At 71.2% G+C, this 26924-nt stretch carries 43 protein-coding genes; 38 read left to right on the top strand and 5 right to left on the bottom strand.

Features of this window, described 5'->3' with window-relative positions:
- Positions 1-35 precede the first annotated feature (35 nt).
- Positions 36-452 (bottom strand): helix-turn-helix domain-containing protein, encoded by a 417-nt coding sequence (locus tag FXF68_RS25660; protein ID WP_148763453.1) that lies wholly within the window; start codon positions 450-452, stop codon positions 36-38.
- A gap of 69 nt (positions 453-521) precedes the next feature.
- Between FXF68_RS25660 and FXF68_RS44810 the strand changes: the two genes are divergently transcribed.
- From FXF68_RS44810 to FXF68_RS25550, 23 genes are all read left to right on the top strand, one after another.
- Positions 522-941, top strand: a complete 420-nt coding sequence (locus FXF68_RS44810; protein ID WP_148763451.1) for a helix-turn-helix domain-containing protein — start codon at positions 522-524, stop codon at positions 939-941.
- Positions 934-1134, top strand: a complete 201-nt coding sequence (locus tag FXF68_RS25650; RefSeq protein ID WP_148763449.1) for a hypothetical protein — start codon at positions 934-936, stop codon at positions 1132-1134. Before FXF68_RS44810 ends, FXF68_RS25650 begins: the two co-directional genes overlap by 8 nt.
- A gap of 79 nt (positions 1135-1213) precedes the next feature.
- Entirely contained in the window at positions 1214-1558 is a 345-nt protein-coding gene (locus tag FXF68_RS42560; protein WP_187438106.1) for a DUF6907 domain-containing protein, read from the top strand.
- Positions 1558-2775 (top strand): AAA family ATPase, encoded by a 1218-nt coding sequence (locus FXF68_RS25645; RefSeq protein WP_222870084.1) that lies wholly within the window; start codon positions 1558-1560, stop codon positions 2773-2775. Before FXF68_RS42560 ends, FXF68_RS25645 begins: the two co-directional genes overlap by 1 nt.
- Positions 2772-3443, top strand: a complete 672-nt coding sequence (locus FXF68_RS25640) for a hypothetical protein (RefSeq protein ID WP_148763447.1) — start codon at positions 2772-2774, stop codon at positions 3441-3443. The genes FXF68_RS25645 and FXF68_RS25640 overlap by 4 nt, the downstream gene beginning before the upstream one ends.
- Positions 3440-3622, top strand: coding sequence for a hypothetical protein (locus FXF68_RS25635; RefSeq protein WP_148763445.1), 183 nt, complete (start codon positions 3440-3442; stop codon positions 3620-3622). The genes FXF68_RS25640 and FXF68_RS25635 overlap by 4 nt, the downstream gene beginning before the upstream one ends.
- Positions 3619-4215: a hypothetical protein gene (locus FXF68_RS25630; protein WP_148763444.1), complete on the top strand. Its 597-nt coding sequence runs from the start codon at positions 3619-3621 to the stop codon at positions 4213-4215. The genes FXF68_RS25635 and FXF68_RS25630 overlap by 4 nt, the downstream gene beginning before the upstream one ends.
- A complete protein-coding gene (locus FXF68_RS25625; protein WP_148763442.1) occupies positions 4212-4655 on the top strand; it encodes a hypothetical protein in 444 nt (147 codons plus the stop codon). The genes FXF68_RS25630 and FXF68_RS25625 overlap by 4 nt, the downstream gene beginning before the upstream one ends.
- Positions 4648-5178 carry a hypothetical protein gene (locus FXF68_RS25620; RefSeq protein WP_148763440.1) on the top strand — a complete coding sequence of 177 codons (531 nt, stop codon included), beginning with the start codon at positions 4648-4650 and terminating at the stop codon, positions 5176-5178. The genes FXF68_RS25625 and FXF68_RS25620 overlap by 8 nt, the downstream gene beginning before the upstream one ends.
- Complete coding sequence (locus tag FXF68_RS25615) at positions 5171-5401, top strand: hypothetical protein (protein WP_148763438.1); 231 nt, start codon at positions 5171-5173, stop codon at positions 5399-5401. The genes FXF68_RS25620 and FXF68_RS25615 overlap by 8 nt, the downstream gene beginning before the upstream one ends.
- Positions 5401-5772 (top strand): hypothetical protein, encoded by a 372-nt coding sequence (locus FXF68_RS25610; protein WP_148763436.1) that lies wholly within the window; start codon positions 5401-5403, stop codon positions 5770-5772. The genes FXF68_RS25615 and FXF68_RS25610 overlap by 1 nt, the downstream gene beginning before the upstream one ends.
- Positions 5762-6067, top strand: a complete 306-nt coding sequence (locus FXF68_RS25605) for a hypothetical protein (protein WP_148763434.1) — start codon at positions 5762-5764, stop codon at positions 6065-6067. The genes FXF68_RS25610 and FXF68_RS25605 overlap by 11 nt, the downstream gene beginning before the upstream one ends.
- Positions 6064-6453, top strand: coding sequence for a hypothetical protein (locus FXF68_RS25600; RefSeq protein ID WP_148763432.1), 390 nt, complete (start codon positions 6064-6066; stop codon positions 6451-6453). Before FXF68_RS25605 ends, FXF68_RS25600 begins: the two co-directional genes overlap by 4 nt.
- Entirely contained in the window at positions 6450-7295 is an 846-nt protein-coding gene (locus FXF68_RS25595) for a DUF2303 family protein (RefSeq protein WP_148763431.1), read from the top strand. Before FXF68_RS25600 ends, FXF68_RS25595 begins: the two co-directional genes overlap by 4 nt.
- A gap of 79 nt (positions 7296-7374) precedes the next feature.
- Positions 7375-7749 (top strand): hypothetical protein, encoded by a 375-nt coding sequence (locus tag FXF68_RS25590; RefSeq protein WP_148763428.1) that lies wholly within the window; start codon positions 7375-7377, stop codon positions 7747-7749.
- Between the two features lie 52 nt (positions 7750-7801).
- Positions 7802-8908 carry a hypothetical protein gene (locus FXF68_RS25585; RefSeq protein ID WP_148763426.1) on the top strand — a complete coding sequence of 369 codons (1107 nt, stop codon included), beginning with the start codon at positions 7802-7804 and terminating at the stop codon, positions 8906-8908.
- Positions 8905-9162 (top strand): hypothetical protein, encoded by a 258-nt coding sequence (locus tag FXF68_RS25580; protein WP_148763424.1) that lies wholly within the window; start codon positions 8905-8907, stop codon positions 9160-9162. Before FXF68_RS25585 ends, FXF68_RS25580 begins: the two co-directional genes overlap by 4 nt.
- The gene (locus FXF68_RS25575) at positions 9159-9374 is read left to right on the top strand and encodes a hypothetical protein (RefSeq protein WP_148763422.1); all 216 of its coding nucleotides are present in this window, start codon (positions 9159-9161) and stop codon (positions 9372-9374) included. The genes FXF68_RS25580 and FXF68_RS25575 overlap by 4 nt, the downstream gene beginning before the upstream one ends.
- The gene (locus FXF68_RS25570; RefSeq protein WP_148763420.1) at positions 9371-10624 is read left to right on the top strand and encodes a DNA-methyltransferase; all 1254 of its coding nucleotides are present in this window, start codon (positions 9371-9373) and stop codon (positions 10622-10624) included. The genes FXF68_RS25575 and FXF68_RS25570 overlap by 4 nt, the downstream gene beginning before the upstream one ends.
- Positions 10621-11547 carry a hypothetical protein gene (locus FXF68_RS25565; protein ID WP_148763418.1) on the top strand — a complete coding sequence of 309 codons (927 nt, stop codon included), beginning with the start codon at positions 10621-10623 and terminating at the stop codon, positions 11545-11547. Before FXF68_RS25570 ends, FXF68_RS25565 begins: the two co-directional genes overlap by 4 nt.
- Positions 11544-13349: a coiled-coil domain-containing protein gene (locus tag FXF68_RS25560; protein ID WP_148763416.1), complete on the top strand. Its 1806-nt coding sequence runs from the start codon at positions 11544-11546 to the stop codon at positions 13347-13349. The genes FXF68_RS25565 and FXF68_RS25560 overlap by 4 nt, the downstream gene beginning before the upstream one ends.
- Before the next feature lie 4 nt (positions 13350-13353).
- Positions 13354-13800, top strand: coding sequence for a hypothetical protein (locus FXF68_RS25555; RefSeq protein ID WP_148763414.1), 447 nt, complete (start codon positions 13354-13356; stop codon positions 13798-13800).
- A gap of 132 nt (positions 13801-13932) precedes the next feature.
- Positions 13933-14280, top strand: a complete 348-nt coding sequence (locus FXF68_RS25550) for a hypothetical protein (RefSeq protein WP_148763412.1) — start codon at positions 13933-13935, stop codon at positions 14278-14280.
- Here FXF68_RS25550 and FXF68_RS25545 read toward each other — a convergent pair.
- Positions 14277-14456, bottom strand: a complete 180-nt coding sequence (locus tag FXF68_RS25545) for a hypothetical protein (protein ID WP_187438105.1) — start codon at positions 14454-14456, stop codon at positions 14277-14279. The genes FXF68_RS25550 and FXF68_RS25545 overlap by 4 nt on opposite strands.
- 313 nt (positions 14457-14769) lie before the next feature.
- Between FXF68_RS25545 and FXF68_RS25540 the strand changes: the two genes are divergently transcribed.
- The 6 genes from FXF68_RS25540 (at position 14770) to FXF68_RS25515 (ending at position 20828) form a co-directional block, all read left to right on the top strand.
- Positions 14770-15186, top strand: a complete 417-nt coding sequence (locus FXF68_RS25540) for a helix-turn-helix domain-containing protein (RefSeq protein ID WP_148763408.1) — start codon at positions 14770-14772, stop codon at positions 15184-15186.
- Positions 15183-16481 carry a PBSX family phage terminase large subunit gene (locus FXF68_RS25535; RefSeq protein ID WP_148763406.1) on the top strand — a complete coding sequence of 433 codons (1299 nt, stop codon included), beginning with the start codon at positions 15183-15185 and terminating at the stop codon, positions 16479-16481. The genes FXF68_RS25540 and FXF68_RS25535 overlap by 4 nt, the downstream gene beginning before the upstream one ends.
- An 82-nt stretch (positions 16482-16563) precedes the next feature.
- Complete coding sequence (locus FXF68_RS42555; protein ID WP_187438104.1) at positions 16564-17088, top strand: WDGH domain-containing protein; 525 nt, start codon at positions 16564-16566, stop codon at positions 17086-17088.
- A gap of 3 nt (positions 17089-17091) precedes the next feature.
- Positions 17092-18666: a phage capsid protein gene (locus FXF68_RS25525; protein ID WP_187438103.1), complete on the top strand. Its 1575-nt coding sequence runs from the start codon at positions 17092-17094 to the stop codon at positions 18664-18666.
- 9 nt (positions 18667-18675) lie between these two features.
- Positions 18676-20631 carry a phage minor capsid protein gene (locus FXF68_RS25520; RefSeq protein ID WP_148763404.1) on the top strand — a complete coding sequence of 652 codons (1956 nt, stop codon included), beginning with the start codon at positions 18676-18678 and terminating at the stop codon, positions 20629-20631.
- Positions 20628-20828, top strand: coding sequence for an Rmf/CrpP fold protein (locus tag FXF68_RS25515; protein WP_148763402.1), 201 nt, complete (start codon positions 20628-20630; stop codon positions 20826-20828). Before FXF68_RS25520 ends, FXF68_RS25515 begins: the two co-directional genes overlap by 4 nt.
- Here FXF68_RS25515 and FXF68_RS25510 read toward each other — a convergent pair.
- From FXF68_RS25510 to FXF68_RS42550, 3 genes are all read right to left on the bottom strand, one after another.
- Positions 20816-21124 (bottom strand): hypothetical protein, encoded by a 309-nt coding sequence (locus FXF68_RS25510; protein WP_222870083.1) that lies wholly within the window; start codon positions 21122-21124, stop codon positions 20816-20818. The genes FXF68_RS25515 and FXF68_RS25510 overlap by 13 nt on opposite strands.
- An 83-nt stretch (positions 21125-21207) precedes the next feature.
- Entirely contained in the window at positions 21208-21687 is a 480-nt protein-coding gene (locus FXF68_RS25505; protein WP_148763400.1) for a hypothetical protein, read from the bottom strand.
- Positions 21687-21965 carry a hypothetical protein gene (locus FXF68_RS42550; RefSeq protein WP_187438102.1) on the bottom strand — a complete coding sequence of 93 codons (279 nt, stop codon included), beginning with the start codon at positions 21963-21965 and terminating at the stop codon, positions 21687-21689. Before FXF68_RS42550 ends, FXF68_RS25505 begins: the two co-directional genes overlap by 1 nt.
- Positions 21966-22151: 186 nt before the next feature.
- Between FXF68_RS42550 and FXF68_RS25495 the strand changes: the two genes are divergently transcribed.
- The 9 genes from FXF68_RS25495 to FXF68_RS25455 are packed head-to-tail and all read left to right on the top strand — an operon-like array spanning position 22152 to position 26878.
- The gene (locus FXF68_RS25495) at positions 22152-22814 is read left to right on the top strand and encodes a hypothetical protein (protein WP_148763398.1); all 663 of its coding nucleotides are present in this window, start codon (positions 22152-22154) and stop codon (positions 22812-22814) included.
- Positions 22815-22823: 9 nt separating this feature from the next.
- Entirely contained in the window at positions 22824-23858 is a 1035-nt protein-coding gene (locus FXF68_RS25490; protein WP_148763396.1) for a major capsid protein, read from the top strand.
- Between the two features lie 12 nt (positions 23859-23870).
- Positions 23871-24098 (top strand): hypothetical protein, encoded by a 228-nt coding sequence (locus FXF68_RS25485; protein ID WP_148763394.1) that lies wholly within the window; start codon positions 23871-23873, stop codon positions 24096-24098.
- A gap of 3 nt (positions 24099-24101) precedes the next feature.
- A complete protein-coding gene (locus FXF68_RS25480) occupies positions 24102-24527 on the top strand; it encodes a head-tail connector protein (RefSeq protein ID WP_148763392.1) in 426 nt (141 codons plus the stop codon).
- Positions 24527-24847, top strand: coding sequence for a hypothetical protein (locus tag FXF68_RS25475; RefSeq protein WP_187438101.1), 321 nt, complete (start codon positions 24527-24529; stop codon positions 24845-24847). The genes FXF68_RS25480 and FXF68_RS25475 overlap by 1 nt, the downstream gene beginning before the upstream one ends.
- Complete coding sequence (locus FXF68_RS25470; RefSeq protein ID WP_148763388.1) at positions 24844-25194, top strand: hypothetical protein; 351 nt, start codon at positions 24844-24846, stop codon at positions 25192-25194. Before FXF68_RS25475 ends, FXF68_RS25470 begins: the two co-directional genes overlap by 4 nt.
- Positions 25191-25655 carry a minor capsid protein gene (locus FXF68_RS25465; RefSeq protein ID WP_148763386.1) on the top strand — a complete coding sequence of 155 codons (465 nt, stop codon included), beginning with the start codon at positions 25191-25193 and terminating at the stop codon, positions 25653-25655. Before FXF68_RS25470 ends, FXF68_RS25465 begins: the two co-directional genes overlap by 4 nt.
- Positions 25656-25670: 15 nt before the next feature.
- On the top strand, positions 25671-26387 hold the full coding sequence (locus tag FXF68_RS25460; protein ID WP_148763384.1) for a phage tail tube protein: 717 nt from the start codon (positions 25671-25673) through the stop codon (positions 26385-26387).
- Positions 26387-26878, top strand: coding sequence for a DUF7426 family protein (locus FXF68_RS25455; protein ID WP_148763382.1), 492 nt, complete (start codon positions 26387-26389; stop codon positions 26876-26878). Before FXF68_RS25460 ends, FXF68_RS25455 begins: the two co-directional genes overlap by 1 nt.
- Positions 26879-26924 lie beyond the last annotated feature (46 nt).

The following is a 26924-nucleotide window of genomic DNA, read 5'->3' as shown; positions in this document are numbered from 1 at the left end:
CCGTAAACGGTCATGGTTGGCGGTAAACCAACAGGTCAGCCGTTGCCTTCGCCTTCTCTGGCGCGAGTTTCGGCATTCTTCTTCAATGACTCGACGATGGCCGTAACCGCTTGTCGATCACTCTCGGCAAGGCTGCGGATGTCGGCGGCGAGTTGCTCGTTCTCGTCGAGTTGCCGCTCGGCGTTGTCCATGGCGCTCGCGTCGTCGTCGGGCACCCACAAGCCCAGGTTCCGCCGAACGGTGATGACGTCCAGGTGGAAGAAGTCGGCGATCTGCTTGGCGCGATCGTTGGGCATCTTCGTGCCGCGCGTCTCGTAGTTGTTCACCGCGGTCTTGTCCCAGCCGAGCAGCCGGGCAAGTTCGGCTTGGCTTCGGATTCCGCGTCTCTCGCGCTGCTCTCGTAGCCATCGGCCCGCGTCGTCGCTGGTCGATCCCTTGTCGCTACTGGTCATACGTCAAGTGTCGCATGACGTGCGACACGCGACCTAAGGTCTCTTGGAACCTGGCAGGCCGCACGTCGCATGCCGCTTGACGCGCGTCGCACGTCGTGCGACGCTCCATGCATGCCAACGAACGATCTCCGCGCCGAGTGGGGACGACGGCTCGCCCAGGCCAGGGCGGCGGCGGAGCTCTCAATCCGCGAGCTAGCTCGCCGAACAGGGATCCACCCCTCGCACTTGGCCCGGTTCGAGAGCGGGGACGCGGGCCTCGGCGACGCGAACCGCATGGCGGTCGCGACCGCTGTCGGCCAGGCCGTCACCGCGCTGTTCCCCTACCCCGATCCCACCCCGAAGGACACCGCCCCGTGCCCCTCTGCGGACACTGCAACGGCCGCGCAACGGTCCCGAACCCGTCGGACGAGGGCGGCGACCCGATCCCCTGCCCCATCTGCGGAGGTACCGGCAGCGTCGGCACCCGTGGGGAGCCCCGGCAATGACTGACGTGATCCCGCGCGAAGACGCGATGCGCGCCGCCGGGCGGGTCCTCGCGCAGGCCCTCGCCCGGATCTCCTCGATGACCCCGGAGGAGGCAGCCGACGCGGCGTACGACCCCCTCGTCGGCCCGTCCCGCGAGGAGCTCGCCGCGAAAATCCGCGCGCTGCGCACCCAGAACCGCGCCACCCGCGCGGCCTGACCCCCCGACCGAAAGCGGGGCCGCCGCCCTGCACGGCGACGACCCCCGGAGCAATCCCCCCAAGGATAGGAGCAATCCCTTGTCCGTCACCCTCACCAAGGCCCCCGCGAAGGCCACGGCGTCGTGCCCGGCTTGGTGCAACGACGATCACCACGCCGACACCTCGGACTACCGCCACCACCACAGCGGCGGTGTCGCCCCCCGGCACGGCCTGTACGCATCGCTGTCGTGGCCCGAGCCGCTCACCAACGGCGGCCGGTTCCTGGACGGCGGCCCGCGGATCTACTTCTCCGTCGGGGATGGCGCGATGGGGCTGTCCGTCCGGCAGGCGGACGACCTCGCCGAGATCATGGAGGAGCTCGCGCAGGACGACGCGGTCGCGCTGCTGCGGGACCTGGTCGCCCGGGCTGGCGGTGGCCGCTGATGGCCCCGCGAACCCGCAAGCCGACCGGCCGCGTGCCGTGGCCGCTGATCCTCGTCGAGGGCGGGGAGAAGGCGGGCAAGAGCTGGGCGGCGGCCGAGCTATCCGCGTCACCAAAGGTCGGCCCTACGTTCTGGCTGGACCTCGGCGAGGGCGCGGCCGACGAGTACGGCGCGATCCCCGGCGCCAGGTATCAGGTGATCGACCACGACGGCAGTTGGCCGGACATCGTCGGGCAGGTCGAGGAGGTCCGCGCCGTGGCCGCCGAGGAGGCCGCCGCCGGGCGCCCGCCGGTCGTCCTGGTCATCGACTCCATGACGGCGGAGTGGGACGGGCTCAAGGACGTCGCCGACCGCAAGGCGCGCGCTCGCCTCGCCCGCAAGAACCGGGCCGTCCCGGAGGGCGAAGAGGTCCGGATCTCCATGGACCTGTGGAACGAGGTCGGCGCCCGACACCGTCGCCTGATGACAACCCTGATGACCTTCCCCGGGATCGTCGTCATGACCGCCAGGGGCCGCGACGTCGCCGCCCTCGACGACGCCGGACGGCCGATCGAGGGCCGCAAGGAATACAAGGTCGAGGGCCACAAGAGCCTCGCGTTCGATGCGTCCGCTTGGGTCCGGCTGTCCCGCGAGTCGGCGCCGGTCGTCGTCGGGCTGCGGTCGGTGCATTCGGGTGTTCGGCCCGGCGTCGACCAGCCCGTGAAGGCGCCCTCGTTCTCGCTCGAATGGCTGATCTTTGACGTCCTCAAGTGCGAGCCATCCGAGGCGACAACTCGAGACCTACGTACAGCGGCGCCCGAGCGGACGGCCGCGGAGATCGCCGCCGAGGCGATCCTCCCGGAAACCGGGGTCGACCGGCTCCGGGAGCTGCACCGCGAGGCGGTCGCGCTCGACCTCGCCGACGTGACCGTGTCGGACGGTCAGGGCAACGAGGGCGCGCTGCATTACCTGCTCCGCGCCCTCGCCGAGACCCGCGCCGCCCAGGACGGCCCGGCGACCGACGCGCAGCACCGGCACATGCACGTGCTGTGGAAGCAGGCCGGCGACTTCGAGGACCGCGTCGACCGGCTCACCTACACGGGCGAGCTCGTCGGGCGGCAGATCACGACGAGTAAGGAACTGACCGGGTCCGACGCGGACCGGGTGATTGCGGGGCTTCGGCGCTACGTCGAGCAGAACACCCCGCCGGACGAGAACGAGGAGGGCACGGCGGCATGACGTCGTTGCAGGAGATCAACCGCCGGGTAGTCCTCGCGAAGGTGCGAAGCGAGCGCGCGACGGCCGAGTACAAGGACGCCCGCGAGATGGCGGAGCAGGCTCTCGCCGCCGCGTACAAGAAGGAAGGCGTCGAGAAGCTCGCCGTCCTCCTGCCCGGGGCGGGGAAGGTCGCGGCCGTCACCGTGAAGCAGGGAACCGTCTCGGTCGAGGTCGACGAGGCCGCCCTGCTCGCGACGGTAGAGGAGCACCAGCCGGACGAGGTCGAGCTCGTCGCGGACCCGGAGGCCCTCACCGACCCGGACGTCCTCGCGTGGCTGGGCAAGCATCGCCTCGACTTGCTGATTCGCCGCGTCCGGCCGGTCTGGCGGGCCGCGCTGGTGAAGGAGGCCACCGAGCGCGGCGGCCGGATCGTCGTCAAGAAGACCGGCGAGGAGGTCGAGATCGCGAAGGTGACCCACCACAAGCCGACGGGCGCATTCGCGATCACGTTCGAGCCGGAGGGCCGGTTCCTGGTCGAGCAGGCCGACGGCGCCGCCGAGGTCGACGCGGACGAGTTGGAGCGGCTCCGCGAGGACTCCCGGAAGCTCGCGGCCATGGAGCGGGCGGGCGTCGACAACTGGCAGGGCATCGACTACGCGATGGAGCTCCTCAACGAGGCCGAGTCGTGACGGGCGAGGGGTGGCGGCTGCGGGCCCTGCTGAACCTCGCGGCGAACACCGTGCATCCCGACCTGTCGGCCGGGCTCGCGCGGATCCAGGCCCGCACCAAGAACGCGGTCGGCGTCCCGGGATGCACCCCGGGACGCCGCGTGGCCGCTGCCCACCTAGAAGGGACCGAACGACCGTGAACACCATAGCCAACGCACCCGCACCGGGCGCCGTCGAGCGGTTCGCCGCCGAACGAGACCGGTACGCCGCCGACGCCAACCGGCTCGCCGCCGACCTCGCCAACGGGCCGACCGCCGAGGACCTGAACCGGGCCGAGGCCGACTTGCTGCGGCAGCTCGAAGACGTCCGTCGCAGCCGCACCGCTCGCGCGGAGCGGGAGGCCGAGCACCGCGCCGCCGGCGAGGCGGCGGAGTTCTTCGCCGGGCTGGTCGAGCGGACGCGCGTGCGGATCGAGCACCGCCCGCCCGGGCCGCTGGTCGACCGGCCGCGCCCGTACCCGGACCCGCTCGACGGTCCGACCGAGCAGCCGCCCGCCCCGGCGGCGACGGGCGGGTACCCGACGGCCCCGGCGGTGAACCTGCCGCGCGGCGTCGAGCCCCTCCGGACGTCCGGAGAGTTCCCCATCGTGGCGCCGACGCCGCAGGACGCGACGCCGGTCGTCCCGCCGGGGGTCGAGGTCGCGACGGCCGGGCCGGGCGTGACGCAGCCGCACGCGGACGCCCAGCCCGAGCAGCGCGGCCCGCACCGTCACCGGAAGGGCGGACGCAAGTGACCGCGTTCACGCCCGGCGAGGTCGTCGACATCACCATCAAGGGCGTCCGGATCAACGAGCAGGACGGGCACGGCTGCGTCTCGATCATCGCCGTGGACTGCTTCGATGCCGAGCGCGCGAGCTGGCGCATGCCGCCGCAGGCCGAGGTCACGCGCGTCGCTCCGGCCGAGTGGCCGCCCCGCCACAAGGACGTGTGGCGCGACCGCAACGGCGCCTTGTACCTCGTGGTGGAGACCCACCGGGGTGACCTGCTGATGAACGGCACCGACTGCGGTCGGCACGGCATCGACTACGTCTCCCGCACGCACGGCCCGCTAACCCTCGTGCACCGCGAGGACGAGCAGGACGGGGACACCTGCAAGTGCGGGTTCCGCGCCCCCGAACTGGGCCCGCACCCGGACTGCCCGACCCACACGCAGAACGGGGGCGACCGTGGCTGACGCGACCCTCGCCCCGCCTGCCCTCGACGCGCCCGGCGGGCCCGCCCACCAGATCCACGCCGCCGTCCGTGCGATCGAGCAGCGCCACCCCTACACCGCGGAGGACGACGCCCTCGCGACCCTGCTCGCCGGGCTCGCCGCCCGCCACCGGCACATCCCCGCAACGCCCGCCCTCGTCGCGATGTGCACGTGCGGCGACGAGTGGCTGTGCCCGGACCTGTCCGCCGCGATGACCCTGTCCGCCGCGATCCTGGAAGGGGACGAGCGGGACGGCCTCGCCGAGCAGGCCCGCCGCGTCTGGATGGCCGCCGCCGAACTCCACCAGTTCAACAGCCCCGAGGGCGAGCACCTCGACGGCTGCCCCGGCTGCCGGATCGACGCCGCCCTCGACACCACGCGGCCCGACCCGCGCGCCCGCGCGCTCGACCTGCTCGCCGCCCGGTACCCCGAGGCGTTCGAGGACCTGCTCCAGGTCGAGCAGGCCCGCGCGGCGAAGGCCGGGGAGGCGACCCGCGATGCATGACACCGCCCTGTACGCCGGACTCGTCATCCTCGTCGGGTTCGCCGCGGCGGTCGCCAAGGTCGCCATGGGCCGCGCGGCCGAGCAGCTCGACCAGCTCACCGCCATCCCGCCCGCACCCACGCCGCCCGCTGACCCCGACGCCTACGCCTGGACGCCCGGCGAGGACGGCGACCGCGACGGCCCTCGCCCGATCGTCACCAACCCGGGCCGAGAGCCGTACTGATGCCGATCCGTGCCGAGGACGCCGACCGCTACCCGGACGACTGGCCGGAGATCTCCCTCCGGATCCGGACCGTCCGGGCTGGCGGGCGGTGCGAGTGCCGCGGGGAGTGCGGGCGCGGCCACCGCGGACGCTGCCGCGCGTGGAACGGGCACCCGCACCCGGACACCCGCTCGACGGTCGTCCTGACCGTCGCGCACCGGGACCACATCCCCGAGCACTGCGACGACGACAACCTGTTCGCCGCGTGCCAGGCGTGCCACCTGTCCTACGACGCCGCCCACCACGCCCAGACGCGCGCCCGGACCCTGCACGAGCAGCAGACCAGCGGCATGGACGCCCTGTTCGACCTGGAGGCGAGCGATGGCACATGACCCGACCGACGCGCGCGTCCGCGCGCTGGAGGCGGAACGGCTCCAACCCACCCCGCCCCGGCCGCCGCGCCGGGCACCCGGCATAGACCCCGGCGGCCTCGCCGAGCTACTCGACGAGGCCGCCGGCCGCGAACCCACCCAGCAGCAGACCGAGGCCGCCGCCCGCCTAGAGGACTACACCTTCGCGCGCGACACCGGCGACGAGGTCGAGATGGCCGCCGCCCGGGTCGGCATCACCCCCGCAACAGCCAAATCAAAGTACGAACCCCTCTACCGAAAGGGAAAGCAGCAGTGACCATCCCTCTGAACGCCGACGGCGTCGACGAGACGACCGGCGAGGAGCGCGTCCGGCCGTTCGCTGACGTCCTCCGCGACCTCGGCCGCGGCCAGGTCATCGACGAGGCCGCCGTGATGTTGCAGGACATCGTCAACGCCGTCCGGGAGCGCGGGAAGAAGGGCCGCCTGACGCTCACGGTCGATGTCGCGCCGATGAAGGGCGACGCCGCCGCGCTGGTGGTGTCCGCGCAGGCGACCGCGAAGGCCCCGGCGTCCGAGCCGACGTCGGCGATCTTCTACGCCGACGCCCCCGGCAACCTCCTGCGCGAGGACCCCCGGCAGGAGAAGTTCACGTTCCGCGAGCTGACGGGACGCGACGACAACAAGGAGTTCAAGCAGGCATGACCGAGATGACCCGTACCGAGAACGACGCCGCGATCGAGCAGGCGAGGCAGGCCGCCGGGCCCGCGGTGTTCGACGTCCGCGAGCCGCAGGTCGCCGTGTTCCACACCCCGACCGGGCTGGAGATCGTCGACCTCGACGACGACCGGTACGCCGCCCGGGCCGAGCGGCCCCGCCGCAAGCAGGGGACGACGGTCGTCCGTGACGTCGACTCGTTCGCGCTGTACTTCAGGAAGCACGCCGACGAGAACACCGAGACCTACGTCGACCTTGACGAAGGTGTGATCACGGCCGTCCTGGACGCGCACGAGCCCGACGCGGACCTCCCCCGGTGGGGCACGCACCGCGTCAAGCTCGTCTTGACCCCGACCGAGCCGTGGAAGCGGTGGACGGGACGCGACCGGAAGTACTGGCCGCAGGTCGAGTTCGCCGAGTTCCTGGAGGACAACCTCCCCGACATCGCCAACGAGCCCGTTCCGGCCGCCGCGATGCTGGAGATTGCCCGCACGTTCCAGGCCAAGACCCGCGTGTCGTTCTCGTCCGGCGTGGTCGCCGAGTCCGGCGACATCCGCCTCAAGTACGAGGAGACCACCGACACCTCCGGCGGTGCGAAGGGCAACCTCGACGTTCCGCGCGCGTTCGCGATCGGCGTCGCTCCGTTCGACGACTGCGAGCCCTACCGGATCGAGGCCCGTCTCCGGCACCGGATCCAGGGGTCCGCGTTGCACCTCGCCTACCTCCTCGACCGGCCGGAGGACGTCATCCGCGACGCCGTCAAGACGGTCGTGACGAAGGTCGAGGAGGCCACCGGCGCCCGCATCATGCGCGGCGCGCCCGCAGCCTGACCGCCCCGCGGCGGGTCCGGCCGGAGCTCCCTACCGGCCGGGCCCGCCCTCCTTCCCCACCGACCCGAACGGAGCGGCAATGACCGCCACGCAGGTAAACGGCCTCGCGGTGATGGCCGACGAGCCGACGCTCTCCCCGATCACCGGGCCCAACGGCGCCCCCATCTACTGGCGGCAGACGCGAACCCTCCTCCTGGAGGACGAGACCAAGGTCTTCGGGTGCGTGCACTGCGATTACACCGCCGACAACCCCCACAAGGTCCGCCCGCACCTCAAGGTGCACCGCGAGCCCGAGCCCGAGCCCGCCGCCGGTCTGTACGACCTGCCGCTCTCGGACCTGCTCGCCAGGGTCGCCGAGCTGGAGAAGCTCACCGCCGACCGGGACACCTGGAAGCGCCGCGCGCTCAAGGCGGAACGGTCCCTGGCCACGATGCGGCGGGCGCTGAACACCTGACCCCTCCCACCCCTCCATCCCCTACCCGTACGACCAGCAGGGACGCGCGCAGATGGCAGACACCCGGACCTACATCCGGCTTCACGACGGCATGCCCGACCACCCGAAGGTCGACGGCCTCTCCGACAAGGCGTTCCGGCTGCTCGTCGAGGCGTGGTGCTGGTGCTCCCGCCATCTCACCGACGGGCACATGCCCGCCGCCACGTGGCGCAAGCGGTCCACGACCCGAGCCCGGCGGGAGCTGGTCGCCGCCGGGCTCGCCGTCCTCCTCGACGACGACTCCGTTCGATTCCATGACTATCTGGAGCATCAGCGGTCGGCGGACGAGGTCGCCGCGGCGAAGGCCGCTAAGGGGTCGGGCGGGTCGCTCGGTAATCACCGCAGGTGGCATGAGGACCGCGGGATCGTCAAGCCGGGCTGCCCGTTCTGCCCGCAGCCCCCGGACGACGACCCGGAGGGCGATCCGTCGACCGACCAGGACCCGACCGGCACCCGATCGGACAACCGATCACATGACCGATCGGAAGACCGATCGCATAACCGATACCCGGACGAGTCTCAAAACGGTAACGACGCCCCTCATAAGCGATCACTTATCGCGAAAAGAGACGCCAGTCTCAAACCACGCGAAACCCATGTGGAAAACCCCGCCACCAGCGGAAACGTATCGGATCCCCCATCGGATAACCGATCGCAAACGGATCGCAAAACATCGCCAGAGACAACTACAGATACAGAGACAGACAGAACCCCCTACGGGGGTTCTTCACGGGGTTCTGTAAGTCGTCATCCTGCGGACCGTTACGCGCGCGAGCGCGCGGACGACGACCTCACCCAGGCCATCGCCGGACTCGTCGAGCAGCACACCGGGCGCCCCTGCCCACCCGACCACGCCGCCGCCGTCCGCTCGCAACTCCTCGACGGCCGCGACGTCGAGCGCCCGCTCCCCTACGTCGTGAAGGCCATCCGCGAGAACCCTGGCCGCTACCTGCCGCCGGCCCCGCCGACGCCGCCGCGCGCCGAGCCGTGGATGGCCGTCCCGAACCTCGGCGAGCGCGACAACGGCGAAACCAACGCCCGCGGACGCGCCCAGGTCGAAGCCGCGATCGCCGCAGCCCGCAACCGCACCGCGCCACCCGAGGAGGCCGACGAGCCGTGAGCTACCTCGACGACAACCCGCACGCCACCTGCCCCTGGTCCAACTGCCAATGCACGCACGTGGGCTGCACGGACGGATGGATCAACGACGACCGCAGCGACGTCGCCCGCCCCTGCCCCACCTGCCGCCCCGAAGTCGCCCGCCACCTCGCCACCCGCCACAAGAGCCTGCGGGCCCTCCGCCGCGAACTCCCCGCCCTACCCCGCCCGTCCCGCGGCCCCGCACACCTCCACCGACAGGACACCGACCAGTGAAACCCGAAGCCCTCGCCCTCGACCGGTACCACTACGCCACCCAACGGTGGCAGCAGGCCAACACCGAACGCGAGCAGGCCGCCGCCGACCGGGCCCGCGCCCTCGCCGACATGTCCGCCGCCGGACTCGACGACACCGCGATCGGCCGCCGCGTGCACCTGTCCCCGACCCGCGTCCGCGAACTCATCAACAAAACCAGGCGGCCCCGATGACCGCCGCGATCATCCGGGCCGACGCCCGGCGCCTACCACTACCGGACGAATCCGTAGACCTCATCGTGTCCAGCCCGCCCTACTTCGCCCAACGGTCCTACACCGACGGAGGGAAGCACTACCGCGGCCAGATCGGCGCCGAGCCCACGCCCACCGAGTACATGTCGGCACTACTGGACTGCACCCGCGAATGGATCCGCGTCCTCAAACCGACCGGGTCCTTGTGGATCAACCTGGGTGACAAGTACAGCCAGCGCGTCGCGCATCGCCCCTCGTCCCACCAAGACGGCCTCTTCCCCGGACGTCCAGAGCTGGCGAAAGACTGGAAACGAGACCGTGCCGCCGGCCTCGCCCGCATGCCACGCGAGAACATCACCGACCTCAACACCGGCCGATACGTACCCGAGAAATCACTGATGGGCCTGCCATGGCGCTACGCCCTCGGCTGCATCGACGAACTCGGCCTCATCCTGCGCGCGGAAGTGGTCTGGTCCAAGCCCAACGGACTCCCCGAATCCGTCACCGACCGAGTCGGACGCTCACACGAGCAGTGGTTCCACCTGGTCAGGCAACCGCGCTACTTCGCAGACGTCGACTCGATCCGCAAGCCGCACATCACCCCACCCCACACCCATGGCCGTACCGCCATGGCCGGCCGGAACATCAACCTGCCGCGCTCGACAACTGGCGCCTACCACGGCCCGAACCCACTCGGCGCGCTGCCCAGATCCGTGTGGGAAGTCGCCACACAACCACTCAAGGCCCCCGAACACCTCTCCGTCGACCACTTCGCCGCGTACCCGCCGGCACTGATCCGCCCCATCGTCCTCGGCTGGTCACCGTCCGCCATCTGCACCGAATGCGGCGAAGGGCGCCGGCCCGTGGTGGACAAGCCCGGCCTACTCGGTAGCGACAACAACCCCGACAGGCGCCGCCGCTCCACCATCAACGGCGGGCGGGACGAGTGGGAGGCCCGCATAGCGAAGCCAGACCGAATCGTCGGTCACACCTGCGCCTGCCCCGAACCAACCGCGGCGACCCAGCCAGCGATCGTGCTCGATCCGTTCGGCGGCACCGGCACCACCGCTCTCGTCGCAGACGTCCACGGCCGCCACGGCATCAGCGCCGACAGGTCCGCGGACTACTGCCGCCTCGCAGCCTGGCGCACCACCGACCCCACCGAACGCGCCCGGGCCCTCGGCGTCCCGAAACCTCCACCCGTCCCACACGAACAGATGGAACTGCTGTGACCCACTCCAACCGGCAGGCCGCGCGCTCGGTCGTTCGCGTCGCGCGCGAGGGGCGGTCGGCGCTCGACCGTGCGCTCGACGACCTTCGCGAGGTCGAGACCCTGGTCGGGTTCCTCGCTCTGCTGCGTGACCCGGCGGCGAAACGGCCGTGGCGCGAGGTCGTCCTCGACGCCTTCCAGCGCGCCGAGCTCGACGACGAAGCCCGCGCCGAGCTCGCCGACCGGACGGAGGACGCCCCGGGCGAGCACCGCGACGCCGCCCGCCCGGACGTCCTCGACGCGCTGTCCGGCGTGCTGTGGCGCGCGCAAGACCTCGCCGCGTACGTCCTCCGCGCCGTCTACCACCCCGCCCTACCCGAAGCCGGCCCGGCCGCCGACCCGCGCCCGTACCTGCGCGCCGCCCGCGAACACCTCCCGACCGCCGTCACCGGCTGGACGAACGGCAAGGACTTCGCCTACTTCGCCGCGGACCGGGCCGCCGCCATGCTCGACGACCTCGAAGCCGCCCTCGCGCTGAACGTCGACGGGCACACCGTCAAGGCCGTCTGCCCGTGGTGCCGCGGCGGGTTGGCCGGCTCGTACTCGTGGCGCGTCCGCGCGCTCCCCGGCAGCACCACCGATCTGAGCCTCGTCGTGATCGTGTGCGAGTCCGGCGTCTGCAACCCGCCGACGAAGGACGTCACCACGTGGTGGAAGGGCGTCCCGGCCTGGCCGTTCCGCGACTGGCCGTGGCTCGCCCGCCGCCTCGCCCGGCTCGACGCTCGCCGCGCCGCCCTCGCCCCGCCCCCGCCCGTGTTCCCGGCCGTCCAGGGCTCCACGGGCCGCGCAGGGACCGCCAGCACCCCGGACGCCGAGGCCGCGCTGCTCGACGGTGTCCCGCTCACCACCGACCGCACGACCGACCCGGAAGGCACCGCAGCATGACCGATCAGACGCCCGACCTCGAAACCGTGATCAACGAGATAGGCGAGAACATCCTCGCCGCCGCCCGCGGCGTGTGGAGCAGCATCAAGACCGCCCTCGACGCCGCCCAGGACGAGTACACCCTCACCCCCGACCCGGACGAGGTCGAGGCGGACGACGAGCAGCCGAAAGCCGAGCCCATGCCGCTCGTCATCAACATCGGCCCGGACGACGCAGCGATCCGCCGCGCCATCGCTCAGTCCCGCGAGCACGTCGAGCGGATGCGGTTCCGCAACGCCGCCCGCGCGGCCCTGACCTCCTGCCTCAGCCACGACGACGACAACGCCGCGCTGACCCTCGGCGGCCTCGACGACGCGCAGCTACGCGCCATCGAGGCCGCCGGGACCGCGCTCGCCATCCACGCGAGCAGGCTCCGCAGGGACCCCGGCGAGGACGAGCAGGACGAGGACGGGCAGCCGGACGAGTGGCTCGGCGCATCCTGCACCGGCGTCATCGTCGACGAGGTCCTCGACCTCCCCGCCCTGAACGAGGGCATCGCCGAAGCCCTCGACCGCTGGCACGAACCCGGCATCCACCCGGACCCGGCCGGGATGCTCGGTGCCGTCCGCGATGCGATCGACCCGACGCTGTTCGGGCTCCGCGACCGCGCCGTCCAGGCCGAGCAGCAGCGGGACGCGATGCGGTTCCGCGCCGAGGCCGCCGAGCAGGCCGCCCGCCTCGACGAGCAGCGCGCCGACCAGGCCGAGGCCGACGTCCGGTACCTGCGCGGCGAACTATCCAAGGCCGACGACGAGAACAACGCCACCGGCGAACGGGCCAAGAGTCTCGGCGTCCGCCTCGACGAGACGCAGCGCCGCGCCCAGCGTGCCGAAGCCGAAGCCGCCGCCTGGCGCACCACCGCCCAGCGCGCCGAGGCCGAGCGGGACCAGCAGCGCGCCCGCGCGGACGAGGCCGCCGCGCTGCTCGCCGACGTCGAGCGCACCGAGGCCAAGCAGCGCGCCCGCGCCATGACCGCGGAGCGCCGCCTCGACGTCGCCGACCGCCTCGCCGCCGTGCTCAAGGCCGAGCGGAACAACGCCCGCGGAACGCTCCGCCAGGCTGAGACCGACCTCGCGCACGCCCGTTCCGCCGGGGACTCCTACCGCCGCCGCGCCGACTCCCTCACCGAGCGCCTCGACGACGAGGAGGCGTGCACGAAGCGGTTCACCGGCTACCTCATCGCGGCGAACGAGGTCATCGGCGCGAAGAACTGGCCGAGCATGCCCGACGCAGTCCGCGCACTCCGGAAACGCGCCGAGCAGGCCGAGCGGGCCCGTGACGGCTGGGAGGCCGACGCCGCCCGGTACGCCAAGAACGCCGACCACTGGCGCAACGCCCTCCACGACGCCGAAACCCACGTCTACCGCGCGGTCCAGGACGCCGACGGCACCGACTTCAACGCCATGACCCCGATTCAGTTCGCCGCGTTCGTCGCCCAAGCCATCCGCGACGGCGTCGACGAGCAGCCGGGCCAGGCCAAGGCCCTCAACGACGCGCAAGCCAACGCCCTCGCCGACCTCCGCAACATCGCCGACCAGCACCCGGACACCCTCCGCTCCTTCCTCGCCGACGAGGCCGGACTCTGGCTCCGCGACTTCCTCGACCGCGAGACCCGCCACGGTCAGACGTGGCTGCGCGAGTTCATGCGCGCCGAGCTCCGACGGGACCCCGAGTGGTGGCGCGGCATCCTCCGCCGCGAACTCCGCGCCGGGTTCCTCCGCGACGATTTCCGCCGCGCGGGACTCGCCGACGGGGGAGAATGACCCCATGCCCGAGCAGCCAGACGCCGCCGCGCGGTTCGCCGCCGCAATGTCCGATGCCGTCGACGAGTACGAGACCGCCGCCGCCCGCGAACGTGCCCGGTTCGAGCAGGCCCGCGGCCAGGCATCCGCCAACACCTACAACGGCCCCGCAACGCTCGTCTCCCGCCTCGACGAGATCCCCGTCACCGCCGACCTCGCCATCGAGGCCGAGCCCACCCAAGACGGTGCGCTCCGCTCGTGGCGCGGCACCCTCGCCAGCGACGACCGGCGCCTCGTGGCCGTTATCACCCGAGCGTGCGAGCTTCGGTTCCCCGACGGGAAGACAGGCCGCGTGCAGATCCCCGGCGGTAGCTACGACACGGACCGGCCTCCATCGGGCCCCGTGCTCGCCGAGATCGTCGGCGAGGGCCCCGCGCCCTGGCTTGACACTCGGCCTGTGGATAACCCATGATCAGAGCTGTTCTTGGCATGCCCTGAAACGGGCACGCAGCGGGCCCGCCGACATCGCGCACGGCGGGCCCTTCGCATGCCAACACCAACCCGGGCATACTGGAACGCATGTTCGACCCCTCCGCGGCTTAACATGCGCGTCCCGCCCGTCGTCACCTACCGTCCAACCGGCGGACCCGCCTACCTCGTCGCCTGGGAGAAACACCCCGACCGAACCTGGTGGGCCCGCCTCCTCTGGATCGAGATCGCCGGAGACGGCTACACCGGCCGACACGCCCGCGTCACCGCCGACGACGTCGCCCCCATCCCCGGGCAGGACTACCGCGCCGTTCCCCGCCGCGGACTCGACCCGCGAAGCTACCCGCCGAGCGATCCCACCGACCCCCGCGACCCCAGCAACCGGAGCCGGAACCGCGGGGGAGACCGGTATCGAGAAGCGCTCGAACGCGCGAGACACCGCGGCCCAGAGCCGGATTTCTAGGACGACACTTTCAGGGCGACGAGCAGCAGCGCGCCGACCGCGCAGGCCGTCCCGATCGCCGTCGCGAGCTTCGGATCTTTATAGGCCGCGACAGCAACCATGATCAGGATGGATGCCACCAGCAAGGCGCCGACGCTGATGGATACCTCCTCATGCGCCTGAGCAGCACTGAGCATCACACGTAATCTCATTACAGGACTCGACCTTCAAGAAGGGGACTCGGGTTCGACCATCGACGGCTCCCTGTGCCCGCAGGGAGCCGTCTTCGTGTCCATCCTTGTCGTACTTGTCCCGCTCCCCTAGGCCCGCCTGCCCCCACGGCGCGAAATGGCCCCCGATTACTAGTGAGCGGACGTTCAAAGTAGGGAAATGGCGTCCGATTACTAGGGAGCGGACGTTCAAAGTGGGGGGTTGACATCTGTATCCGCCTCCCCACATTGCCTAGATAGCACTCCCTACATGGACTAGTTAGCGTCGAGGGGGATCGCCATGGCCGCACGCCGCCCCATCGACGACACCGACCGGCGCCGCGTCGCCGAGCTCCACGCCCAAGGGCTGAACCGCAACCAGATCGCCCGCGAAATCGGCCGTGCGCAGTCGACGGTCTCGAAGATCGCCGCCGAGCTCGGCCTCACCTTCGACCGCGCCCGCACGGCCGAGGCCACCCGCGCGAAGGTCGCCGACGCGAAAGAACGCCGCGCCGACCTCGCCAACCTCGCCCTCGACGACGCCCACGCCATGCGCGCCCGCGCACTCGCCTCCGACACCGGCCGAGACGCCCGCGACTACGCCGCCGCCTACGGCGTGTTCATCGACCGCCACCTACGCCTCATCGAGGCCGACGCCGACCACCAGGGCCTCGCCGCCGTCGACGCCTGGCTACGGGACATCACCGGCACCTCGTGACCGTCGTCCCTCTCGTCGGCAAACAAACCGAGTCGATCCGGCTCGCGACCGCCCGCGGGAACCTCTGGGAAGGCGCCGTCCGGTCGTCCAAGACGGTCTGCTCCATCCTCCGGTGGTTGCAGTTCGTCCGGCAGGGCCCGCCCGGTCCGCTGATGATGATCGGGAAGACCGAACGCACCCTCAAGCGGAACATCATCGACCCGATCGTCGAAATGGTCGGCAAGTCCCGATGCCGCTACCGCGCGGGCGCCGGCGAACTGGAGCTGTTCGGCCGCCTGATCTACACCGCCGGAGCGAACGACGAACGCGCCGCCGAGAAACTCAAGGGGTTGACCCTCGCCGGCGCGTACTGCGACGAGGTCACGACCTTCCCGCAGACCGCGTTCGCCATGCTCCTCACCCGGTTGAGCGTCGAGGGCGCCGCGTGGTTCGGAACGACGAACCCGGCCGGGTCGAATCACTGGCTGATGCGGGACTACCTATCCCGCGCCCGGCTCCACCTGACCAGGGACGGCGAGACCCTCCGCAGCAACGGTGACGACCGGCTCAACCTGCACCGGTTCTCGTTCAAGCTGGAGGACAACCCGACCCTTCCCGCCGAGTACGTCGCGCAGGTCAAGGCCGAGAACGTCGGACTGTTCTACCGCCGGAACGTGCTCGGCGAATGGGTCCTCGCCGAGGGCGCCGTCTTCTCCATGTGGGACGAAGCCCGTCACGTCGTCGACGACCTCCCCCCGATCCTCCGCTGGCTGTGCGCCGCCCTCGACTACGGCACGACCAACCCGTTCCACGCGGGAATGCTCGGCGTCGGCGAGGACCGCCGCCTCTACCTGACCCGCGAATGGCGTTGGGACGCCCGCCGCGAACACCGGCAACTCTCCGACGTCGAATACTCCCAGCGGCTCCGCGAGTGGATGGCCACGGTTCCCCGGCCGGGGGAGACCCGCCGCGGCGTCGACCCGGAGTACGTGATCGTTGACCCGTCCGCCGCGTCGTTCCGCGTCCAACTCCGGCGCGATGGCGTTACCGCCCGTCTCGGCAACAACAGCGTGTTGGACGGCATCCGGACCGTCTCGTCGCTGCTCGCCCTGGACCTGCTCCGCGTCCACTCCTCGTGCATCGAGCTCGCCCGGGAGATGCCCGGGTACTCGTGGGACGACAAGGCGAGCGCGCGCGGCGAAGACGCCCCGCTCAAGGTCGACGACCACGGCCCGGACATGCTCCGGTACGGCGTCCACACCACCCGTTCGGCGTGGCGGCCGATGCTGCCCGCCAGCCTCCCCATCGCCGCCTAGCGGCCCCTGTTCACCGGCCCGGCCGCGTACCTGGAGGGGTTGCGCGACCGGGCCGGCCACCCCTCCACCGGAAGGACCCGCCATGCCCGCGCCGCTGCCCGATCCCCGCCGGTTCCGCCTCGTCCGCGAGGTCGACGTCACCGGCATGTCAGGAACCGGCATCGTCGCCGACGGCGTGCTCTGGCCCGACCAGACCGCCACGATCCGGTGGCGCGGCGACAGGCCATCCACCGTGAACTGGGGCCACATCGACCACGCGATGCACGTTCACGGGCACGGCGGACTTACCCGCGTCGAATGGCTCGACGACGAGACCTCGCCGGTTGCGGACCTGACCGAGGTCTACCGCGAGCGCGCCCGACTCGTCGCCCACCTCGCGAGCCTGTACCCGGCCGTCCTCGCCTACTCCGATCCGGGCACCCCCGACTGGCCAGTCGTCACCATCACCACCCCGGCCGGACAGATGTCCTGGCACATCGCCCCGGACGACCGGCACCTGTTCGACCACGTCCCGGGCGCCGAGCCGGACGACCCTCGCGCGAAGTGGGACGGCCACACCACCGACGAGAAATACGAGCGGCTCGCCGCGCTGACCCGGAGGGGGTGACGCATGCCGCTTCCCGACGGGGGCGTCTGGCCGCCCGCACCACTCGCCCCGATCTTCGAGGACTATCACGTCCTCGACTCGTGGTATCAGGGCAACCCCGACCGCCTCACCGCCCTGTACGACGCGCTCAAGGCCAACCAGCCGAAGGCCCGGCCGTCGCAGTACCGCGGCGGGATCGTCGGGCGCCTCTCCCGCTGGTTTTGGGGGCAGCCCACCCCCGAGGGCGAGCAGCGCGCGAAGCTGCACGTCCCCATCGCGTCGGACATCGCGACCATGTCCGCTGACCTGCTGCTATCCGAGCCGCCCACGGTCAAGGCGAAGACCCCCGAGCAGCAGACCGCGCTGGACGCCCAGCTCCCCGCCCTGCACGCGACCCTGCTGGAGGGCGCCGAGATCGGCGCCGCGCTCGGCGGCTACTACCTCCGGTCGGTGTGGGACACCCGGCTCGCGCCGCTCCCCTGGATCTCGCACGTCGACGCCGACTCCGCCGTCCCTGAATTCCGCTGGGATCGCCTGTGGGCGGTGACGTTCTGGCGGACGATCGAGGAGACCCCGGCGGGTAAGTGCCTCGTCCACCTGGAGCGCCACGAACCCGGCTGGATCTACAACGGGCTCTACCTCGGCGACCCCGGCAAGCTCGGCGAGCGGCTCCCGCTCACCGCCCACCCCGAGACCGAACGTCTCAAGGACGAGATCGCGACCGGCATCAACGACCGGCCGACCGCCGTCTACGTCCCCAACATGCGCCCGAACCGCGACTGGCGAACCCACCCGGTAGGCCGGAACCTCGGCCGCAGCGACTTCGCCGGTCCCGTCCTCGGCTTTTTCGACGCCGCGGACGAGACGTGGACGTCATGGATGCGGGACCTGCGGCTAGGCAAGGGCCGCCTCGTCGTCCCGTCCGACTACCTCCGCAGCAACGGCCCCGGCCAGGGCGCATCGTTCGACCTCGACCGCGAGCTGTACGAGGGCCTGGAGACGCTCGGCGAAGAATCCCGGATGGAGATCTCGGCGCATCAGTTCGCGATCAGGGTCGTCGAGCACCGCGACACCCTCGCCGAGCAGCTCGCCGTGATCCTCCGCGCCACCGGCTACTCCGGCCAGTCGTTCGGGCTCGGCGGTGACGTCGCGATGACCGCAACCGAGGTCGCCGCGAAGGAACGCCGGAGCCTGATCACGCAGGGCAAGAAGGGCCTCTACACCCGGCCGCCGCTCGCGGAAATGATCTGGATCAACGCCCAGCTCGCCCGGAACGTGTTCGGCTCGTCGGTTCCGGCCGACCCGGTCGAGGTCGTGATGGCCGACAGCATCGCCCCAGACATGCAGGCCCTCGCCACCGTCGCCGAGCTCGTGAACCGCGCCGAATCCGCATCGACCGAGACGCGCGTCCGGCTCTTGCACCCCGATTGGGACGAGCCGGCGGTTAAGGCCGAGGTCGCGCGGATCCGCGAGGAGAGCGGCGGCGCAACGGACCCGATCGAGAACATGACGAACCTGATCCGGCAGAACGACCCCGGCGCCGACGGCGACCCGGTCGAGGGCGACGACCCCACCGACCCGGCCGACGTCGAGGAATAGGCCCCCGCCGTGGCGGTCGACGCCGACCAGGTCGACGCGATCGCCGCATCCATCGCGGACATCTACCGCGAGTCGGAGTCCGCGCTCGTCCGCCTCGTCGCCCGCCACCTGTCCGAGGGCCTCGACTCCCCGGCCGCCGAGCAGCGGCTCGGCACGATCCGCGCGCTTCGCCGCGGCGCCCAGGCCGTCATCGCGAGCCTCGAAGCCGACTCGGGACCGGCGATCCGGGACGGTCTCGCGCGCTCGTACCGGCACGGCTGGACGAACGCAACGGCAGGCTTGCCGGAACGCTTCATGCCCCGGTCAGGGATCGGGCAGGCCGCCCGCGAGGCAGCCAAGGAGCGCAGCGGAACGGGGTTCGTCGAGGCCCTCGCCGCCGCGCTGCACGGCGATTTCGGCAGGGTCACCCGGAACATCCTGCGCAACGTCGAGGACGCTTACCGCAGCGTTCAGGCCGCCGCCGCGGCACGCATCCTCACCGGCGCCGAGACCCGACGGCAGTCCGCTCAAGCCGCGTGGCAACGCCTCGTCGACCGCGGCATCATGTCGTTTACCGACCGCGCCGGGCGACGGTGGCGCCTGTCCTCCTATGTGGAGATGGCCGCCCGGACGAACGTGCAGCGCGCCGCGACCACGGGCCAGGTCGACCGGCTCGACTCCATCGGCGTGAACCTCGTACTCGTCAGCAACAGCCCGCAGGAATGCAAGCTATGCAGACCGTTCGAGGGCAAGATCCTCCGGACGGACGACGGACCGTTGAACGTCCAGGTCGAGCACCCCACCCGCGACGGCGTGATGACCACCGTCGAGGCGTACGCGACGCTAGACCAGGCGCGGAGCGCGGGCCTGTTCCACCCGAACTGCCGTCACTCCGTCTCGGTCTACCTCCCCGGCGTGTCCAAGCTCCCTAAGCCACCGCTCGCCGACCCCGAAGGGGACAAGGCCCGGCAGCGGCAGCGCGAGCTTGAACGGCGCATACGGCGACAGAAAGAGCGCGCGGAAGCCGCCCTTACCCCCGAGGCGCGGAAGGCCGCGAACGCCCGCGTCCGCCGCGCGCAGGCCGATCTACGCGACCACCTCGCAGCCAACCCCGAGCTCAAGCGGTTGAGGTACCGGGAGCAGCCCGGCGCCGGGAACACCCCGCCGCGCGGCGGCCCCCAGGGCGGCCCGGCCGGCGACCTCGGTCCGCCGCGCGAGCCGACCCTCGACGGCGGCCCGGCGCCGCGCCCGCCGTCCCGGACGCGCCGCGTCGACGACCGCGACCAGCCGCCCGCCCTCGACCGGCAGCCCGCACCGGACCAGCCCGAACTGGAATCGCCGCCCCTGCCGCGGCTCGACCCGCGGACCCTGCCCGACGACGACCTCGAACGCCGCATGCTGGAGGCGCTCGAACGCGACCCGGACGAGTTCGAGCGGCTCGCGAAAGAGGTCGACCGCCGGGACGTCGAGCGCCGCGCGGCCGAGGCCCGACGCGCCGCCAACCGCGAGCGCGCCGAGCGCCGCCGCGAACAGCAGGCCGAGGAACGCGCCGAGCGCATGGAGGAACTGCTCGGCGCCGGGGTCCCGGAAGAAGAGGCAATCGAAGAGGTCTACGGGATCAGCATCGCGACGCAGCGACGCCGCCGCGCGATCGATGACCTCCGCGCGGAGGGCTTCACCGGGCGAGGGTTCGAGGATCTCGCCCGTGCCTCCTACAAGGACCACGTACACCGGCAGTGGCTCGCCGCCGAGCGCGCGACCCGCGGCGCGCTGCTGAACCGCGCGGGCGAGGCCCGCGGCATCGACCCCGGTCGCCTCTTCTCCGGACCGGAAGCGACCGCGAGGAAATGGGCGTCCGATGAGCTGAAAGCCTGGTGGGACCAGCACGGACGGATGACGTTCGCCGAGTGGAAAGCGCAGCTCCTCGACGATTCCGGCGCGATCCGTAGACTCCGCGACCAGGGTGGGGGAGACTTCCTGATATGAGCATCGAGGACGCCGCGCAGGCGCTACCGATGCTGCGCGCTATCGCCGCGGGAAGGGCCGCCGGGACGGCCGAGCAGCCGATTACGGCATGCCCACACGATCCGGACGGCGAAAGCGCGCAGGAAAGGGCGCAGGCCCGGATGTGGCTCCGCGGCTACGCCCAGACCCGTACGGACACGGTCGACTACTCCGGCTGACGTTCCTTGCGCGGACGGCCGCCACCCGCGCCCCTGCCGGGCTTGCCCTTGTGCCAGGCGTAGATCTCGGCCTCACGGTGGGGCGACCATCCGGGGGTGCCGCCGAGGATGACGTCCGGCGCTGGGAACGGCCGGTACGTCTCGCCGTCGGCATAGCGTTCCTGCCACTTCCGCACGGCGTCACCGGACACGCCGAACCAGGCCCCGATGTCGTCGCGGGTCAGGTAGCGCAGCACGGTCCCGAGCGGCGCCGGGCGCCCGTCCGTCAGGTAGTCGTCTCCCACGAGCACACTCAATCCGGCATGCTGGCGGGCCGCAACTCCGGCCTCCCACTCGGCGCGCTGCCGAGGGTCGGCCGGAGGGGGGATCAGGTACCCGGTCACGAGCGCTCCCGGTCCCACCGGGCTACAAAATCGCTGATCGCCTGGTCGTTCTCGTGATCTTCCGCGCGTAGCGTGAGACCCGCCCTGATTGCGTCGACCTCGTCGGCGAGGATGCGCAGCAGCGCGGCCAAGTGGCGGGCGTGTTCGGCGTCGAGTCGTTCGCCGGTGGCGGCAGCGCTTCCGCTGAGAAACTGAAGGTCGCGATGCGTCCACATCGAATGCCGCAGCTTTTGGAACGCCGTTAGGACGCTGTCGTCGTTACGTGATTGCAGGCTCTCGCCGACGTGGACGAGTTGAGCATCGATGGCCGCGTCGACCGCGGAATAGTGCCGATCGCGGTTGGTGCGGTACGTCGCGAGCGAGTACCCGGTCTGTTTGGCGGCCTCGAAAGCTGCCGGGACGAGACGGTTACGGAACGCTCGGTATAGCGCGGCTGGCGCGCGCCGCCGCCCGGTCTGCGGCTCAACTGCGGCCATCAGGCAGCCACCACCGAGAACAGGGCACCGTCGGCGGGGACCTCGGACACCGTGAGGCCGAACAGGGCGCCGTCGGTGCGCTCCGGCATCGCGACGACCGGCGCGGCCTCCTCGGCGGCGCGGCGCGCGGCCGCGGCCTCCTCCTCGGCCTCGCGGATCGCGGTGAACACGTCGTAGTCGCCGAACTCGTCGCCGTCCTGCGCGAACAGTCCGAGCTGCGTGGCGAACTCGTCGAGCGTCCGGAAGGCCGTCGCGTCCATCTCCAGCCAGTTCTGCATGTCTCCTCCTAAGGAGTTAGGGAACGTCGTCCGCGATACGGACAACGTTAACGGAGACTAGGCAACCATGTCCACCTTCCGGACAAAGATTTCTGAGACTGCCCGCGCCCGGCGTGCGGGACTGCAAGAACGGCCAGGCCAGGCGCCCGGCCGCACCAACCGCGAGCACCCCGGGAGGGTCCCGCAATGAGCGACAACGGCACCGGAAGCACCGGCGGCGACAACGCAGGAGGCAACGGCGGAACCGGCGACGGTGGCACCGACCCGGGCACCGGCCAGAACGACGGCGGGCAGACCCCGCCCGACAACGGCCAGGACCAGGGACAGGGCCAGAACGGCGGAGAGGGCGACGTCTCGTCACTCCCCGCATGGGCGCAGAAGGAACTACGCGACGCCCGCGCCGACGCCGGGAAGGCCCGCACCAACGCAAAGGCGCAGGCCGCCGACGAGGCGAGGCAGGACCTCGCCCAGCAGATCGGCAAGGCCCTCGGCCTGATCAAGGACGGCGACGCCGCCCCCGACCCGGCCAAGCTCGCCGAGCAACTCGCCGCGTCGCAGACCGACGGCAACGAGGCCCGCGTCGAGCTGGCCGTCTTCAAGTCGGCGATCAAGCAGGGCGCCGACCCGGTCAAGCTGCTCGACTCCCGGTCGTTCCTCGACAAGCTCAAGGGCGTCGACCCGGCCGACGACAAGAAGATCGGCGCCCTCATCTCGAAGGCCGTCGAGGACAACACGGCCTACCGCGCCACCACCCCGCCGGAAGCGTCCGGCGCACCCATGGGCGGCAGCCCGCCCACCAAGAAGCCGAAGACCCTGGAGGCCGCCGTGGCGGCCCGCTACAAGAAGTAGGAGGACGCCATGGCCGTGTCCCTGGCCGAGGCCAAGAACAACGTTCAGGACGACATTGACGTCGCCGTGATCGACGAGTTCCGCAAGGAGTCCGTCGTCCTCGACTCCCTCATCTTCGACGACGTCGTCAACCCCGCCGGGGGTCAGGCCACCATGACCTACGGGTACCGGCGACTCGTCACCCAGCCGACCGCCGCAACGCGCGCGATCAACGCCGAGTACACCGCGAGCAACGTCACGACCCAGCGCTACACCACCGACCTGGCCGTGATGGGCGGGTCCTTCCAGGTCGACCGTGTCGTCGCGAAGCTCGGCCCGAACGCCAGCGGCGCGGTATCCCTGAACCTGAACCAGAAGATCAAGGCGACCAAGACCAAGTTTCAGGACGAGGTCATCAACGGCGACATCGGCGTCGACGCCAACGGCTTCGACGGTCTCGACAAGGCCCTCACCGGCTCGTCTACCGAGTACCTGCCGCTGAACAACGGCGTCGCGACCGGTTACATCAACTGGACCGACTTCGACACCGACCAGCGGGCCGCCTTCAAGGCCCTGGACCTGCTCGACGAGTGGCTGTCCATGCTCGACGGAACCCCGACCCTGGTCCTGGGAAACACCAAGGCGCTCGCGCGCGTCCGCGCGCTGGCCCGCCGCGCCGGCCAGTACACCAAGGACCCGGTCGACGACCTGATCGGGCAGAACGGCCGCCCGATCACCCGCGAGACGTACGGCGGTGTGATCTTCGCCGACCCCGGCAACAAGGCCGGATCCAACTCGCCCATCATCCCGATCGAAACCCGCGACACCGACGGCGCCGGCGCGGGCGGCAACATCACCGGCCTTACCGACCTGTACGCCTACAGGGTCGGTGAGGACGGCTTCAAGGGCCTGTCGACCATGGGCGGTCAGCTCGTCCAGACGTGGCTGCCCGACTTCACGACGTCCGGTGCGGTGAAGACGGGGGAGGTCGAGCTCGGCCCGATCGGCGTCGCGCTGATGGCCACGAAGGCGGCGGCCGTGCTCCGGAACATCAAGGTCCAGTAGGAGGTACCGACAGTGGCCACCACGTACACGATCAAGGCGCAGAACCCGGAGTACTCCGGGGAGGTCGCCGGAGTCGCGTTCTCGCGCGGCGTCGGCGAGGTGACGGACCCGGAGCCGCACGTGCTCGGCTACTTCGAGCGGCACGGCTACGAGGTCGCGAAGAAGGGCCGCCGCGGCGGCGCGGCGAAGCCGGAGACCGACCCGAAGACCGACCCCAACGGCGACGACCCGAAGGAGTAAGCCGTGGCACCGACGTACGCGACGCCCGTCGAGCTCGCCGAGTTCCTCGCGCCGGACCCCGCCCCGGCGGACCCGGTCGCGGGGCGGCTGCTCGACCGGGCGTCGCGGGACGTCCGCCGCGCCACCAAGACGGCCCGGTATGACGTCGACGAAACCGGACTCCCCACCGACGCTGACACCCTCGCCGCGATGAAGACGGCGACGCTCGAACACGCGGCATGGCGCGTCGGGCGGGGCGAGGAGGAGGGCATCCCCAGCGGGGGCGGTGCCGTCACCTCCGCGACGATCGTCGGTGTCAGCGTCACCCAGGCGGCCGGCGCCGGATCCGGCGCGATCCCGGAAACGGTGAACGGGATCGCGTATCAGGCGTGGCTCGCCCTGGAGGACGCCGGGCTCACCGGGCACGCGCCCGACACGGGCGGCTGCTGATGCCCGCCATGCCGCGCCGGATGCTCACGCATCGAGTCACGATCGAGCCGTTCGAGGGGGACGGCGCCCGCGGAGAGGTCTACGGGACGCCGATCACCGGCGTCCGCGCGCTCGCCGTGCCGAAGACGACCGCCGTCCGGACGGCCGACGGGAAGACCACGACCAGCGATACGACGGTCGTTCTCCTACCTGGCCAGGTGTGCCCCGTTCGCTCTCGGCTCACCCTTCCCAGCGGCCGGAAGGTCGTCGCCGTCGCCGTCACGGACGCGGACGGCGGGGGCCTTCCGACCCCGGATCACGTCGAGGTAGTCGTCATATGAGCAACGTTCGCAATAGCTTCCAACTCGGCGACCTCTCCGACGCCGAGCGCGCCGGCGCCGTCCGCGGGCTCCAGCTCGGCGCCGAACACCTCCTACAGGTCTCCCGGCTACAGGTGCCGATCGAGGAGGCGACCCTCGAACGGTCCGGCGTCGCGAGCGTCGACCCCGCCGCGCTACGCGCCGCAGTCTCCTACGACACCCCCTACGCCGTGGTCCAACACGAAGACCTCGACCTCGACCACGACGACGGCCGCAAGGCGAAGTACTTGGAAGACCCGATGAACGACGAGGCCGGGACCATCGGGGAGATCGTCGCCGCGCAGGTCCGCCGGAGCCTGGGCACGTGACCGCCGACGGGTGGACGACGAACCTCGTCGTCGGCCTCGCTTCGCACCTCGCCGCCGCTGGGATCGTCCGCTGGCAGCCCACCGGCGCCTACGCCCCTACCGGACTGCCGCCTGTGTTCCTCCGCTCGCTGGGCGACGCTCCGGACGTCGCGGTCGCGCTCGCTCCGTACGGCGACCCGGAGACCGAGGACGCGGGCCTCTCCGACGTGGTTCAGGCCGTCCAGGTCCGCACCCGCGGCACAACGGACCCGGTTACCGCCGACAACCTCGCGGACGCCATCTGGGACGAGCTCCACGGCGCCGAAATGCTCCGCCTCGGCGAGGGCGAGGCCATGGTCGCGACGACCCTCATCCGGCGCCGCTCGACGGCCGTCCTCGGCGCCGACGCCGCAGGCCGATACGAGCGCGTCTGCAACTACTACATCCAGGCGTCCCGGCCGAACCGCCACCGGCCCGACTAGCAAGGAGAAACACGCATGGCCATCGCAATCAGCGGCATCACTCCGCCGACGGGCCCGACCACCGGCGGGACGGTCCACTACATCACCGGGACCGACCTGGACCTCGTTTCCGGCGTCACCGTCGGCGGCTCCGCCGCGCTCCTGTTCCAGGCGCAGTCCAAGACCCTGATGAAGATCACCGCCCCCGCCGGGACGGTCGGCGCGAAGGACGTCGTTCTCTCGCCCGGCGCGGTCACCCTCGCCGCAAGCTTCACCTACGCGGCACCGACCGGCAACGAGCAGCTCGTCCCCACCAAGGCGAGCAAGTACATCCTCCAAGTCCGCAGGGTCGGCGTCGCGGACTGGACGAACGTCCGTGCCATGGCCGACTTCAAGCCGCCGGTCGAGCCGAACATGGAGACCGACAGCGATTACGACGGCGAGGGCTGGGCGTCGGAGACCAAGACCGAACTCAAATGGTCGGTCGAGGCGAAGCTCATCCGGAAGATCGGGGTCACCAGCGGCATCTACGACCCGGGGCAGGAGATCCTGCGCGCGGCCTCGACGAAGTTCGGGCAGGACGGTCTGGTCGAAGTCCGATGGTACGACCGGAACGGGGGCCCCGAGGCTTACCAGGGGTTCGTGAATGTGAGCTGGGAGCCGGACGGCGGCGACACGAAGGCGCTCGACATGGTCACGGCGAAGCTGTCCGGGTCCGGGAAGCGCAACGACATCGTGAACCCGGCCGCCTGATGGCGGAGAACGAGTTCGAGGACGTCGACGAGCTATTCGACTCGTCCCTCACGCTGCCGATCAACGGGAAGAAGTACCGCATCCCGGCCGTCTCGGGATTCGACGGCCTGTGGGCGCAACGGGTCGTCGAGGAGATCCGCAAGGCCAAGGCCGGCGGCGACGTCGACGCGGGGAAGCTGAACGACGGAGACGAACGGCTCCTCTACGAGCGCATGCTCGGCCCCGCCCTCGACGAGATGCTCAAGGACGGCGTCGAGTGGGAGCGCATCGGGCACGCCGGAATGACGATGTTCCTCAGGACGACCGCCAGCCGCGAGGACGCCCAGGCGTACTGGAAGGCCGGGGGTGACCTCCCGGAAGCGGACGGCTCGGCGGGCTCACCGAACCGGGCCACCCGCCGGGCCTCCGCGGCTGCGGCACGTTCGACGAAGAAACAGGGCTCTACGAGTGGTACGAGGGCGCGGAAGGGTTCGGCAAAGAAGCGGGCCTGACCTGGTCCGAAGTCCTCGCCGAATGGCGCCTGATCGAGGCCGACCT

Origin of the sequence: Actinomadura decatromicini, assembly GCF_008121305.1 — a bacterium.
Lineage (GTDB): Bacteria > Actinomycetota > Actinomycetes > Streptosporangiales > Streptosporangiaceae > Spirillospora > Spirillospora syzygii.
The sequence above is the reverse complement of the archived record's forward strand: the minus strand, read 5'-3'. Positions and strand labels throughout refer to the sequence as shown.